At 70.9% G+C, this 12,197-nt stretch carries 15 protein-coding genes and 2 pseudogenes; 3 read left to right on the top strand and 14 right to left on the bottom strand.

The annotated features are described in order from the left end of the window. Positions 1–196: 196 nt before the first annotated feature. Positions 197–352 (top strand): annotated as a pseudogene (locus tag P3T39_RS34450) (IS630 family transposase); the annotation flags it as partial. 77 nt (positions 353–429) lie between these two features. On the opposite strand, the gene P3T39_RS34445 reads toward P3T39_RS34450, so the two are convergent. The 11 genes from P3T39_RS34445 to P3T39_RS34395 all read right to left on the bottom strand — a co-directional run bounded on the left by P3T39_RS34445 (position 430) and on the right by P3T39_RS34395 (position 8,270). Next, on the bottom strand, positions 430–765 hold the full coding sequence (locus tag P3T39_RS34445) for a metalloregulator ArsR/SmtB family transcription factor (RefSeq protein WP_280703224.1): 336 nt from the start codon (positions 763–765) through the stop codon (positions 430–432). Between the two features lie 70 nt (positions 766–835). Beyond that, positions 836–1,234, bottom strand: coding sequence for a (2Fe-2S) ferredoxin domain-containing protein (locus tag P3T39_RS34440; protein WP_280703223.1), 399 nt, complete (start codon positions 1,232–1,234; stop codon positions 836–838). Continuing rightward, positions 1,231–2,250, bottom strand: a complete 1,020-nt coding sequence (locus P3T39_RS34435) for a hypothetical protein (protein ID WP_280703222.1) — start codon at positions 2,248–2,250, stop codon at positions 1,231–1,233. The genes P3T39_RS34440 and P3T39_RS34435 overlap by 4 nt, the downstream gene beginning before the upstream one ends. Next, positions 2,247–3,278, bottom strand: a complete 1,032-nt coding sequence (locus P3T39_RS34430) for a GTP-binding protein (protein ID WP_280703221.1) — start codon at positions 3,276–3,278, stop codon at positions 2,247–2,249. The genes P3T39_RS34435 and P3T39_RS34430 overlap by 4 nt, the downstream gene beginning before the upstream one ends. Further along, a complete protein-coding gene (locus P3T39_RS34425; RefSeq protein ID WP_280703220.1) occupies positions 3,275–3,562 on the bottom strand; it encodes a hypothetical protein in 288 nt (95 codons plus the stop codon). The genes P3T39_RS34430 and P3T39_RS34425 overlap by 4 nt, the downstream gene beginning before the upstream one ends. A gap of 51 nt (positions 3,563–3,613) precedes the next feature. Continuing rightward, a complete protein-coding gene (locus P3T39_RS34420; protein WP_280703219.1) occupies positions 3,614–4,048 on the bottom strand; it encodes a Fur family transcriptional regulator in 435 nt (144 codons plus the stop codon). Positions 4,049–4,131: 83 nt separating this feature from the next. Beyond that, on the bottom strand, positions 4,132–4,968 hold the full coding sequence (locus P3T39_RS34415) for a metal ABC transporter permease (protein ID WP_280703218.1): 837 nt from the start codon (positions 4,966–4,968) through the stop codon (positions 4,132–4,134). Continuing rightward, the gene (locus tag P3T39_RS34410) at positions 4,965–5,879 is read right to left on the bottom strand and encodes a metal ABC transporter permease (RefSeq protein ID WP_280703217.1); all 915 of its coding nucleotides are present in this window, start codon (positions 5,877–5,879) and stop codon (positions 4,965–4,967) included. Before P3T39_RS34410 ends, P3T39_RS34415 begins: the two co-directional genes overlap by 4 nt. Continuing rightward, complete coding sequence (locus tag P3T39_RS34405; protein ID WP_280703216.1) at positions 5,863–6,750, bottom strand: ABC transporter ATP-binding protein; 888 nt, start codon at positions 6,748–6,750, stop codon at positions 5,863–5,865. The genes P3T39_RS34410 and P3T39_RS34405 overlap by 17 nt, the downstream gene beginning before the upstream one ends. Before the next feature lie 59 nt (positions 6,751–6,809). After that, positions 6,810–7,784: a zinc ABC transporter substrate-binding protein gene (locus P3T39_RS34400; RefSeq protein ID WP_280703215.1), complete on the bottom strand. Its 975-nt coding sequence runs from the start codon at positions 7,782–7,784 to the stop codon at positions 6,810–6,812. Between the two features lie 183 nt (positions 7,785–7,967). Next, the gene (locus tag P3T39_RS34395; RefSeq protein ID WP_280703214.1) at positions 7,968–8,270 is read right to left on the bottom strand and encodes a hypothetical protein; all 303 of its coding nucleotides are present in this window, start codon (positions 8,268–8,270) and stop codon (positions 7,968–7,970) included. A 386-nt stretch (positions 8,271–8,656) separates the two neighbouring features. Between P3T39_RS34395 and P3T39_RS34390 the strand changes: the two are divergent. Continuing rightward, positions 8,657–9,561: pseudogene (locus tag P3T39_RS34390) on the top strand (permease). After that, positions 9,558–10,334: a TIGR03943 family protein gene (locus P3T39_RS34385; protein WP_280703213.1), complete on the top strand. Its 777-nt coding sequence runs from the start codon at positions 9,558–9,560 to the stop codon at positions 10,332–10,334. Before P3T39_RS34390 ends, P3T39_RS34385 begins: the two are co-directional and overlap by 4 nt. Positions 10,335–10,436: 102 nt before the next feature. Here the strand turns inward: P3T39_RS34385 and rpmF are convergent, their stop codons facing one another. From rpmF to rpsR, 3 genes are read right to left on the bottom strand one after another with little or no spacing between them, the layout of a single operon-like run. Continuing rightward, positions 10,437–10,607, bottom strand: coding sequence for a 50S ribosomal protein L32 (gene rpmF, locus P3T39_RS34380; RefSeq protein WP_280703212.1), 171 nt, complete (start codon positions 10,605–10,607; stop codon positions 10,437–10,439). Between the two features lie 30 nt (positions 10,608–10,637). Continuing rightward, a complete protein-coding gene (locus P3T39_RS34375; RefSeq protein ID WP_280703211.1) occupies positions 10,638–11,915 on the bottom strand; it encodes a GTP-binding protein in 1,278 nt (425 codons plus the stop codon). Next, positions 11,912–12,166 (bottom strand): 30S ribosomal protein S18, encoded by a 255-nt coding sequence (gene rpsR / locus P3T39_RS34370; RefSeq protein ID WP_280703210.1) that lies wholly within the window; start codon positions 12,164–12,166, stop codon positions 11,912–11,914. The genes P3T39_RS34375 and rpsR overlap by 4 nt, the downstream gene beginning before the upstream one ends. Between the last annotated feature and the right edge of the window lie 31 nt (positions 12,167–12,197).

The raw sequence follows: 12,197 nt of genomic DNA, 5'->3' as shown, positions 1-12,197 counted from the left end.
GCGGATACTTCATCGGTGCAGCCATGGCAGAGGCTCCCTTCTCACGACCCATCAGGTCATGTCCGGCAACCTTCCGCACCTCGGGGGAACCTCAGTGGGGCGGTCGAAGCCGGTGTCAATGGCTTCGACCGCCCCGCTGTTGCCCCAGACTGGTCAGTCGCGGTGGCGGCGGATGCGCCAGAAGCAGGCGCCGGTGACCACTCAGACCCTGGCCCTGCACGCCTACCTGCGCTGGCGCAACACCAAGGCCCGCCACCCCGACGTCCTCGCCGCCCAACGACGCGAACGCGTCCGCATCTGCAGCGAGAAAGGCATCCGCTGGGGCGGACGCGCTCTCGCCGCGGCAGCCTGACCAAACCGGTCAACCTATGCGGTCAAAGCACCTGACGAACTGCCATGCGCCGCCGTCCGGGTGACGCACTCCGACGCTCACCGCGGGTGCAGGTGTTCGATGTGAGCGAAGGCCTGGTCGAGGAGTTCCGCCACGTGGTGGTCGTGGAGCGTGTAGACGATGCTGCGGCCCTGGCGTCGGCTGGTGACCAGGCCGAGGTTGCGGAGCAGGCGCAGCTGGTGGGAGCAGGCGGACTGTTCCATGCCGACGGCGGTGGCCAGTTCGGTTGCCGGGCAGGCGCTTTGGCGCAGGCGGGCGAGGATCAGCAGGCGGGAGGGAGCGGCGAGCGCCTGGAGGGTGGCTGCGAGCTGCTCGGCGGTCCGGGCGTCCAGGGTAGCGGGCGCGGTTACCGGCGTGCCGGGCGTGTGCCCCATCAACCGGTCCTTCCTTCGGGTGCGGGAGGATTGCCCGCCGCGCGGGTGTCGGCGGGCAGCCGGGGAGCGGTCAGCGCCTGGCGCGTGCGGTGGTCGGCAGGCGGGGTGGCGTGATGCGGTGCAGGTCCAGGGCGGCGGGGAGTTCGGCGACACCCGGGCCGCCGGCGAGGGCGTACTCGGTGACCAGATCGGGAATGTCGTTGTCGAGGGCCCAGCCGAGCCAGAGCGGCCGGCCACCGCGGGCACGGCCCCGGGTGGAGGGCTGGACCACGATGACGTTCGACTGCCGGCAGGGCCCAAGGCAGTCGGTGGTACGGGCCACCAGTGCGCCACCCGACGCTTCAGCTGCTCTCAAGAGCGTGGCGAGCTGCCCTTCATGGTCGGTCTCCGGGTGTTTGCGGGCGCTGCCGCAGCAGCAGCCCCGGCAGACGACCAGCGTGCACGGCCGTCCACCAGGGTTCACCGTCACAGGGCCAGGTCGTCCGGAAGCGGCCACGCTTCCACCCGCCCCTCGTAGTCGGCCACGACCAGCCGGTCAGGACCGGCCCAGGCCAGTGCGGTGACCGCTTCGGGCAGCTCGCGCGCATTGGCTGGCCTGAGCAGACCGCCCGCGCGGCCCAAGGCCGCGCGCCAGAATGCGACGGTGCCTTCGGCGCCCGCACTGGCGAGGACTGCGCTGCCACCGGGCCGCCAGGCGAGGGCGGTGACGTTCTCGTGGGCGCGCAGCGAGCGCGGGCTGGTGCCGGCGGGGCCCTTGCCGGAGAAGTCCCAGACGGTGATGTCGGGTGCGCCGTCGGAGGCGAGCCAGCGCCCGGTGTCGTCGAAGGCGAGCCGGGAGATCTTGTCGGGGTAGCCCTGCATGGTGAGTTCGTCGCCGTCCCTGGTGCGCCAGATGTGGATGCTGGCGTCCTGGTTGCCGGTGCAGATCCACCGGCCGTTGGGGTTGAGGGCGATGGCGAGGTGGGAGCCGAGGTACTTGTATTCGGCGACGGGCTTGTCGGTGTGCCGCTCGTGGCAGCGCACGCCCCCGTACGCGGAGCTGACGAGGCGTCGGCCCTCGCGCAGCCAGGCCAGGTCGGTGACGGTGCTCGGTGCGGGGTCGGTGCTCCACTGCAGGGCGCCGTCGGTGTCCAGAACGAGGGCGCGACGGCCGGAGGCGAGGGCGACCCGGTCCGGTGTGGCCCACCGTACGGCGTTGGACCAGGCCCCGGTCTGCGAGTTGAGGAAGCGCCCGTCGGATCGGCGCCACAGGCCGTAGCCGGTGGGTCCGGCGAGGGCGAGGTGTGCGGCGTCCGGGGAGAATTCGAGGGTGAGCAAGCCGCCGGGCAGGGTGAGGGTGCCGACCGGGGTGCCGTCTGCGAGGTCCAGGATCCAGGCGGTGCCGGCGGCGCCGGCGACGGCGACCAGGTCACCGGCCGTGGTGACGGCGATCGGCGCGTCGTCGACGGCGGTGGTCCAGGTGGCGGTGCGGGTGGCGGCGGTCATGCGCGTGCTCCCGTGAGGCAGGCGGCGAACTCGGCGTTCAGCGTCTCGCGGTCGAGGTCGCGGCCGATGAAGACCAGCCGGTTGCGACGGGGCTCGCCCTCGCGCCACTCTCGGCCGTTCTCGGCCTCCAGCAGCATGTGGACGCCCTGGAAGACGTACTGGCGGTCATCGCCGGCGATGGCGAGGATGCCCTTGGAGCGGAAGAGGTCGGCGCCCTTGGTGCGCAGCAGTTGTCCGAGCCAGCTGTTCAGGCGCTGCTCGTCGAGCTCGCCGGGCAGGTCGATGCCGACCGAGGTGACGGTGGTGTCGTGCTGGTGCTCGGTGTCGGTGAGGAAGGCCGGGTCGCCCTCCAGGACCCGGTCGAGGTCGAAGGCGTGGACGTCGAGGATCCGGGTCAGCGGGACCTTGGTCTGCTGGGCGGGGATGATCTCGACCGGGGCGTTGATGGCGTGGATGCGCCGGGCGACCTCGGTCAGGTGTTCCTCGGTGACCAGGTCGGTCTTGTTGAGGACGATCCGGTCGGCGAAGGCGATCTGCTCGACGGCCTCGTTCTCGACGCCCTCGGGCTTGACCTCGTCGAGGTGGTCGAGGATGTGGGCGGCGTCGACCAGGGTGACGATGGCGTCCAGGCGCAGCTGGGCGGCGATCTCGTCGTCCATGAAGAAGGTCTGCGCGACGGGGGCGGGGTCGGCGAGGCCGGTGGTCTCGATGACGATCCGGTCGAACCTCTCGCGGCGGCGCATGAGTGCGCCGAGGATGCGGATGAGGTCGCCGCGGACGGTGCAGCAGATGCAGCCGTTGTTCATCTCGAAGATTTCTTCTTCGGCGTCGAGGACGAGTGCGTCGTCGACGCCGACCTCGCCGAACTCGTTCTCGATGACGGCGATCCGCAGGCCGTGCTGCTCGGTGAGGATCCGGTTGAGCAGGGTGGTCTTGCCGGAGCCGAGGAAGCCGGTGAGCACGGTGACAGGGACGCGGGTGTCCTGCTGTTCCTCGGTCTCGTCCATGGTGGTGGCGGAGCTGGTCATGCTCGTTCTCCTTCGGATTCGGAGACGGTCGGTGTTGCGGCCAGGGCGGCCGCGAGCAGGTCGGGGGTGATCTCGTCGACGGGGTGGTGCAGCGTCCATCGCCTGGAGGTGCCGGACGGTGGCAGCACCGCCACGACCGTCTCCACCGGTGGGCATCCCGGTTGGGTGCAGTCGAGTTGCCTGATCAGGACGATGTCTTCCTCGGCGAGTTCGAGGAGTTGACGAGCCTGGTTCTTGAGCGCGGTCAGCTGGGCGACCAGGCGCGGTGATGCTGGTCTGGGCATGCCAGATCCTCCTTCGGCGGTGCCAGAGGTGCTGGTAGGTGTTCCGGGTCGTCAGTCGGCGCTTCTCGCGGCGGAGCAGGTGGCGCAGGTGCCGGTCAGCTCGACCGTGTGGTGCACGTCGGCGAAGCCGGATATTTCGGTGACCTGGTCAGCCCAGGCCTCTACGGCGGTGGAGTCCACCGGCAGGCTGAGGCCGCACTGGCGGCAGATCAGGTAGTGCCGGTGGTCTTCGCTGGCCCGGTAGCGGAAGAGGCGTTCGCCGTTGGTGTCGCGCACGACGTCGGCGCGGCCCGCCTCGGCAAGGGCGGTCAGGGTGCGGTAGACGGTACTCAGGCCGACCCGGGAGCCGGTCTGCACCAGCCTGGCGTAGAGGGCCTGGGCGCTGACGAACTCCTCGCACCCGGCGAGGGCCTCCAGCACCTCGGCACGCTGCGGGGTCGGCCGGCCGATCAGCTCGACACCGTCCGCCGGCCGCCGGGGCGTCATGCGGGCAGCGCGCCGCTTCGCGGCCGTTGGCGCGCCGGTCCCGACGCCGGTCACTTCTCTCCCCCGTTCCATGTCCGCGCCGGTCAGGCCACTGCCGTACGCAGGGCGCGGTTCGGGCGGACAAGGAAGGTGGCGGCGTAGACGGCGCTCGCGGTGGCCATGATGGCGAAGCTCGGCGGCAGCTTGGGCACCTCGGCGCTGAGCACGAGGCCACCCCACATCTCCGCGACGGCGAGGGCGGAGGACAGCGCGAGGGCGCGGAACGGCCGGTCGGTGAGCCGGATCGCCGCCCCTGCCGGGGCCGCGAGCAGGCCGAGCAGCAGCAGCGAGCCGACCGCCTGGGTCGCCTCTCCGGCGCAGGCGCCGACAAGGGCCAGGAAGGCGAAGCCGAGCACCCGGGTCGGGACGCCGCGTGCGGCGGCCACGGCCTCGTCCAGGGTGGCGAAGAGCAGCGGTCGGGCGATCAGCAGCACCGCAACACTGATTCCGGCCGCGATCAGCACCGCGAGCGTGGTCTGGCCGCTGCTCAGTCCGAAGATGGAGCCGAAGAGCACGCTGGTGCCCGCGCCGCCCTGGGCTCCGCTGCGGGAGGTGGTGTAGATGGTGAGGAAGAACGCCCCCAGGCCGAGGATCCAGGCGAAGACGCTGCCGATGACCACGTCGTCCGGCCGTCCCCGGCGGCCGAGTCCACCGAGCAGCAGGCCGACGCCGATGGTCGCCGCGAACAGGCCGAGCCGCAGGTCGTACCCGCCGGCCAGGGCCGCCATCGCCCCGGTGAAGGCGACGTGGCTGAGCGCGTCACCCGTGAAGATCTGCGCGCGCAGCACCAGGAAGTAGCCGACAAGACCGGACGCCAGCGCGATGAACGTCCCGGCCAGCAGGGCGTGCTGGAAGAACGGCTGGGACAGGACGGCGGTCATGCCGCACCTCCGATCGGAACAGGTACCCGCGCCCGGTCGAGCAAGTCCCGTCCCAGGCGCAGCAGGTGGGCCAGGACGTAGCCGGTGAAGGCGAAGGCGGTCACGAAGAAGCCGAGCGGGTAGGGCTGGTAGTAGGCCGCGATCAGGCCGGCCCAGCAGGCGGCCAGACCGAGCAGGACCGACAGCGCCAGACTCAGGGCGGGCCGTGCGGTGAGCTGTTGGGCTGTGGCAGCCGGTATCACCATCAGCGCGAACACCAGCAGCGTGCCGGTGATCTGGCTCGCCTCGGCGGTCGCCGCCCCCAGCAGCACCAGGAACAGCGTGGACAGCAGCCGCACCGGGACACCGCGCCCGGCCGCCACCTGCGGGTCCACGGAGGCGAACAGCAGGGGCCGTCCGATCACCGCCAGGAGGGCGAGCACCGCCGCGCCGACGATCGCCAGGATCACCACCTGGCCGGTGGTGATGCCCAGGAAGTCACCGAACAGCAGCGCCGTCGGCCCCTCCAGCAGGCCCTTGTACAGGCTGATGAAGAGGTACCCGCAGGCCAGTGCGAACGCCTGGACCGTCCCTGTGACGGCCGACTCCTCCGCGCCGCTCTCCCGGCCCTTGCGCCCGAGCGCCGCGATGACCAACGCGGCGGCGACGCAGAAGCCGAAGTACCCCAGTGAGAGGCTGAACCCGGCCAGGGTGGCCAGGGAGGCGCCGGGGAAGGCGGCCACCGACAGGGTGTGCCCGGCGAAGGTCTGCCGGCGCAGCACCATGAACCAGCCCACCGCCGCGCAGACCACGGCGACGATCGCGCCCGCCCGGAAGGCGTTCACCATGTACAGGTAGGACCACATGTCCTGGAAGTCGGCGAGCAGGTTCCAGGAGAAGACGGGTGAGGTGGCGTCAGTTGCCAGGAGCATGGCTGCCTCCCGTCCGTCCCCCAGCCTCCGACCGGGGGGACCTCCCTTCGGTGTGCCGGTCGCTGTGCAGCGCCGGTGCCTCCGGCTGCCCGACCACCACCAGCCGCCCGTCCGACGTGCGCAGCACCTCAACCGGCGTGCGGTACAGGCGGGTGAGCGTCTCGGAGGTGATCACCTCGGCCGGGGTACCGGCCACCGCGCCGCCTTCGGCGATGTAGACCACCCGGTCGAGGTGGTGGAGTATCGGGTTGACGTCGTGGGCGACCATCACCACCGAGACCCCCTCCCGGTGGCAGATCCGCCCGAGCAGGGCTGCGATCGCGCCTTGGTTGGGCAGGTCGAGGCTGTCCAACGGCTCGTCCAACAGCAGCAGTCGGGGCTTTCTGACCAGTGCCTGGGCGATCAGCAGCCGCTGCTGCTCGCCGCCCGAGCACTGGCCTATCGGCCGGTGCGCGTACGTGGAGGCGCCGACCAGGTCGATGACTTGTTCCACGCATTCCCGGGCGGCCCGGCGCTTCGCGCCGCCCAGGCCGGGCAGCGGAATCCCCCAGCGGTCGCCGTCCAGACCGAGCCGGACGACGTCGATGCCTCGGATGCGCAGGCTCGCGTCGAAGCTGCGGCGCTGCGGCAGATAGCCCACGGCCGTGTTGCGTTCGCCGGGCCGCGCGCCGAGAACCCGGACCTCGCCGGCTGCGGCCGGCAGGATCCCGAGCAGCACCTTGACCAGGGTGGACTTGCCGACTCCGTTGGGGCCGAGGACGGCGGTGAACTCCCCGGCCCCCACGGTCAGATCGACACCCGACCACAGGGTCCGCCCGCCTACCCGCACGGCGGCCCCACGCAGCGAGAACAGGGGCTCGCCCGTACTCACCTGCGATGACGGTTCGCTGTGGTCCACTGCGCTGCGGACCCTCCCGATCGGGTTGGCGGTCACTTGCCGGTCGCCTGCTTCAGCGCGTCCTCGATGCCCTGGAGTTCCTGGGTCTGCCAGTCCTGGAAGGTGGCGTTCGCGGGGGCGAGGGTCTCGGTGACGGTGGCGACCGGGATGCCCTGCTTCTTGGCCGCGTCGACCTGGGCGACCACGTCGGGGTTGGAGTTCTGCGTGTTGTAGACGTAGATCTTGATCTGCTTGCCGCTGATCTGCTGGTCGATTGTGGCCTTGTCGGCGGCGGTCGGGTCGGTGCCCTCGCTCTCCGCGTCCAGGAAGGTCTCGGGGGTGAGCATCTTCAGGCCCAGGCTCTCGGAGAGCGGGGTGACGATCGACTCGGAGGCGCCGATGGGGGTGCCCGCGTACTTCGCCTTGATGTCGGCTTCCAGCTGGTTGTACTGGGCCAGCGTCTTCGTCTCGAAGCTGGTCTTCTGGTTGTCGAAGTAGGCCGCGTCGGCCGGGTCTATCTTCTTGTAGTCGGCGGTGATCTGGTCGATGACCTTGTTCACGCTCTCGGCCGAGTACCACTGGTGCGGGTTGTCGCCCTCCTTCTTGCCCAGCAGGTCGCCGACCTTGAGCGCGGTGCGACTGCTCGCCGGGTTGGCGGCGAGCAGCTTGTCCGACCAGGCGTCGTAGCCGATGCCGTTGGTGATCGCGAAGTCGGCGCCCGCCACGGTCCGGCCGTCGGCGGCGGTGGGCTCGTAGGAGTGCGGGTCGGTGTCCGGGTTGGTGATGACGCTGGTCACCTTGACGTGGTCACCGCCCAGTTGGGTGGCGATGCTGCCCCAGAAGTTCTCCGCCGCCACCACCTGGATGACCTTGCTCCCGCCGCCGCTCGCCGAGGCGTCCGAGCTGGCGGTCTTCGCGGTCGAGGAGGTGGAGCAGGCGCTGGTGGCGGCAAGCGCGGCGACGGCGGCCGCGCTCAGCACGAGCCGGACGGAGTGTCTGCGGACGGGGCGGGGCAGGACGGCGCGCATGGCGTGGGTACTCCTCGAAAACCTGCGGACCCGCAAAGGGCCCGGCTCGGCTGGACAGGAGCAGACGCTAGTCGGAAACGATTTTCAAAACCAGGCCGATTGGCGTTGAGATGAAAATCATTACCGAAGTTTGACTCCGCGCAAGGCCCGGCAAGGGGCGAGCCTCACCACGCGGACGGCTGATCAGTGGTCGTCCCAGTGCCCGGCGTGCGCGGCGTGGCGGTGTCCGTCGTGCACGTAGTCGAGGTGGTCGCCGTGCGGGACCGCCACGTGGCCGCAGTTCTCGCCATGGGCGTGGCCGTGGCCGGAGTGCTCGACGTGGGCGGCCTGTTCGCACTCGTCCACATGGCCTTCGTGGACCCGGTGCAGGTGGCCGTCATGCACGAAGTCGACGTGGTCGCCATGCGGAACGGCAACATGGCCGCAGCCTTCACCATGGTGGTGGCCGTGTTCTGCGTGGGGATGGTGTTCAGCCGCTGTGCTCATGATGACTCCCTGCCGAAGCCGGATCTGCGCTCGATCCGCCGGTGAGCCGGTCACCCAGCGTCCCCCACGGATCGCGAATCCGGCACGCTCTCCCGCCGCTAAACCCAGGCGTACCACACCAGACCGGACAAGGACTCGCCGAAGGCCGCGGCGGCCGCCTCCGATACGCTTCCGCCCAGCCACGCCGAGCAGTAATCGGCCCCCGGAGACCGAGAGCCGTGACCGAAGAGACCACCACTGCCGTACGCCCAGCCGCCGCCTCACCCGTGCATGACGACGAACCCGAACGGACAGGCCCTGGCAGATGGCTGGGCCTGCTGGCGCGCGTCGTGGGCGGCCTGGTCGTGGGCGGCTTCTGCCTCTCGATCATCGGCACGGCGGCGCTCGTGGTGGTGCCCGATCTCCTCGACCGCCTCGACGCCCCCGCCTTCCGGGCGTGGCGCACCGTGCTGGTCGCCGTGGCGCTCCAGGGGATGCCGTTCCTGCTGCTCGGAACGGTGGTGCCGGCCGCAATCGGCGCGTTCGTTCCGGCCCGGGTCCTCTCCCGGCTGCTGCCGGGCAACCCCGCGCTCGCCGTGCCGGTCGCGGGCGCGGCGGGGGCGATCCTGCCGGGGTGCGAGTGCGCCTCCGTACCGGTTGCCGCCAGTCTGATGCGGCGCGGCGTGGCGCCCGCGGCGGCGCTGGCGTTCCTGCTGTCGGCGCCCGCTATCAACCCGGCAGTGCTGGTCGCGACCTCGATCGCCTTCCCGGGCCGGCCGGAGATGGTGTTCGCGAGGCTGCTCGCCTCCCTTGCCACGTCGATGGTGATGGGCTGGATGTGGATCAAGGCGGGCCGGCCGGAATGGCTGCGACTGCCACCCGTCGCAGCGGAGCACCAGGGAACCGGCAACCGCCTCGACACTTTCCGCCGCGGGCTGCAGCACGACTTCTTGCACGCCGGGGGGGGTTCCTGGTCCTCGGCGCGGCGGCCGCGGCGACCTTCAACGTCGCGATGCCTCCCTCGGTGCTGCAGACCTTCGCGGGCTCCCCGTGGCTGTCGGTGGTGCTGCTGGGCGGGCTGGCGGTGATCCTCTCGGTCTGCTCCGAGGCGGACGCGTTCGTGGCGGCTTCGCTCACCGGGTTCTCCCCCACGGCCCGGCTCGCCTTCATGGTGGTCGGGCCGATGGTCGACCTCAAGCTGATCGCCCTGCAGGCCGGCACCTTCGGACGGTCCTTCGCCGCCCGGTTCTCCGCCGCGACGTTCGCGACCGCCGTCCTGTGCAGCGCGCTGGTGGGATGGTGGCTGCTGTGAGACGGTTCCTCCCGGCCGCACTGATCGTCCTGACCGGCAGCGCCCTGCTGCGGGTCAGCCTGCTGAGCGACCTCTGTCTGCGGTACGTCAAGGAAGGGCTCCGGCCGTTCCTGGTCATCTGCGGCGCCGTCCTCGTCCTGCTGGGCGCGGCCGACGCCCTCCTCCGCCTGCGCGGCACTGCCGCCGATGCCGACACCGGAAACCCAGGACACGACGAGGACGACGACCACGGCCATGGCCACGCGCACGCCGGCTCGGGGCTGAAGACCGCCTGGCTGCTGGCGGTACCCGCAGTGCTGCTGCTCGTCGCGGCCCCTCCGGCGCTCGGCTCCTATGCCGTCGCCCGCGACGGGTCCGGCGCGATCGCCAGGCGGGCCACCTTCCCACTGCTTCCGCCCCAGGGCCCCCTCGCCCTCTCACTGACCGACTTCATCACCCGCGCCGTCTGGGACGACAAGGAGTCCCTCAAGGGGCGCACCGTCCGGCTTGAAGGATTCGTCACGCCCAGGCCCGGCGGGGTGTGGCAGCTCAGCCGGGTCATCGTCAGCTGCTGTGCCGCCGACGCCCGGGTGGTGGAGGTGGAGATCCACGGCCTCGGCACCCCGCAGGCGGACACCTGGGTCACGGTCACCGGCGTGTGGCGACCAGCCCCCGGAGCACGGGTACCCACGCTGGACGCCACCGGCCTGACGGTCATCCCCCAACCGAAGAACCCCTACCGGGATGCCCCGCCGGCTCCGGACACCCAGCCGAGCGCAGCGGCCGGACCGTAGCCCGCACGTCGACGGCCTGCTGCGGCTGCCCGGACGAGCCGCCGGGCCGAGTCCGGCCCGCCGTGCCTTCCACGAGGCGGCCCGACAACCGCCTGGCGGGTTTCAGGACTTGAGTGTCAGCAGTCCGCGTTCGTAGGCACGGACCAGGTTGCGCGGCACGAGGTGCTCGCGGCCGTCGATGGTGATCGGCACCAGCTGGGGCGTGGCCGCCTTCCAGTTGGCGCGGCGGTGCCGGGTGTTGCTGCGGGACATCTTGCGCTTGGGGACGGCCATGCCGGATTCCTCCTTGGTGGGTGATGATGGTTACGCATGGGAGTGGTCGTGGTCCTGCTGAAGCTCGTACTCGTCCCACGCGGGGAACGGGTCCTCGAACGCCGTCCAGGCATACGGCCCGGCGGCATGCTCGGCGCCGGCCAGCAGGCAGCGGGTGAGCGCGGCGCGCAGCTCGTCCTTGCGCAGGCCGGTGCCGATGAAGACCAGTTCCTGGCCGCTGTGCACCTGCTCGTCGCCGAGGCCGGTCAGCGCTGTGGCATCGGCCAGGTCCGTCAGTGGGCTCATGGTCGAGCGCATGCCGGAGGGTTCGAAGCGGGCGACCGAACCCGCCTGGGACCACAGGCCGGTGACGGCCGGTCGGGAGGCGAGCCAGAAGAAGCCCTTGGAGCGCAGCACCGTGCCGAACTCGCCCGCATCCAGTCGGCGGCTCACCAACTCCCAGAGCCTGCCCGGGTGGAAGGGGCGGTCGGCGCGGAAGACCAGGCTGGTGATGCCGTACTCCTCGGTCTCCGGTACGTGGTCGCCGTTGAGTTCGGCCACCCAGCCGGGGGCTTCCTGGGCCTTGGTGAGGTCGAAGAGGCCGGTGCCGAGGAGTTCGGCGGGCGGGACGCGGCCGTTTCTCGCGCGCACGATGCGGGCGGCGGGGTTGAGGCGGCTCAGTGCGGCTGCGAGACGGTCGGCCTCGTCGGCGGTGACCAGGTCGGTCTTGTTGAGGACGAGGACGTCGGCGAACTCCACCTGGTCCATCAACAGGTCGCTGACGGTGCGTTCGTCGTCCTCGTACTGGTCGAGCCCGCGGGCCGTCAGTTCGTCGCCGCCGCGCAGTTCGGGCAGGAAGTTGGCGGCGTCGACGACGGTGGCCATGGTGTCGAGGCGGGCGATGTCGCCGAGGGTGGCGCCGTCGTCGCGGGCGAAGGCGAAGGTGGCCGCGACCGGCATCGGCTCGGAGATGCCGCTGGACTCGATCAGCAGGTAGTCGAAGCGCCCGGCCCGGGCGAGCCGGTCGACCTCCTCCAGCAGGTCGTCGCGCAGGGTGCAGCAGATGCAGCCGTTGGTCATCTCGACGAGGCGTTCCTCGGTCCGCGAGAGGGCACCGCCACCCTCGCGGACCAGCGCGGCGTCGATGTTGATCTCGCTCATGTCGTTGACGATGACCGCGGCCCGCAGGCCCTCCCGGTTGTTCAGGAGGTGGTTGAGCAGGGTGGTCTTGCCCGCGCCGAGGAACCCGGACAGGACGGTGACGGGGAGTCTGACGTCGGTCGGGACCTCGGTGGGGACCTTGGCCGGGGCTGACAGCAGCTCGGTCATCGTGTGGCCTTCTGCGAGCCGGAGCCGTACGGGAGCAGGGCCATCTCGCGGGCGTTCTTGATGGCCCTGGCCATCGCATGCTGCTGCTGGACGGTGAGGCGGGTGACGCGGCGGCTGCGGATTTTGCCGCGGTCGGAGATGAACTTGCGCAGCAGGTTGGTGTCCTTGTAGTCGATGTAGGTGATGCGGGCCTCGTGCAGCGGGTTGGGGCGCGGTTTGCGGTCCTTGCGGGCGGCGGCGATCTTGGCCACGGCTGGTTCTCTCCTTCAGGTCAGTGCAGGT

Origin of the sequence: Kitasatospora sp. GP82, from assembly GCF_029892105.1 — a bacterium.
Classification (GTDB): Bacteria; Actinomycetota; Actinomycetes; order Streptomycetales; family Streptomycetaceae; genus Kitasatospora.
The sequence above is the reverse complement of the archived record's forward strand: the minus strand, read 5'-3'. Positions and strand labels throughout refer to the sequence as shown.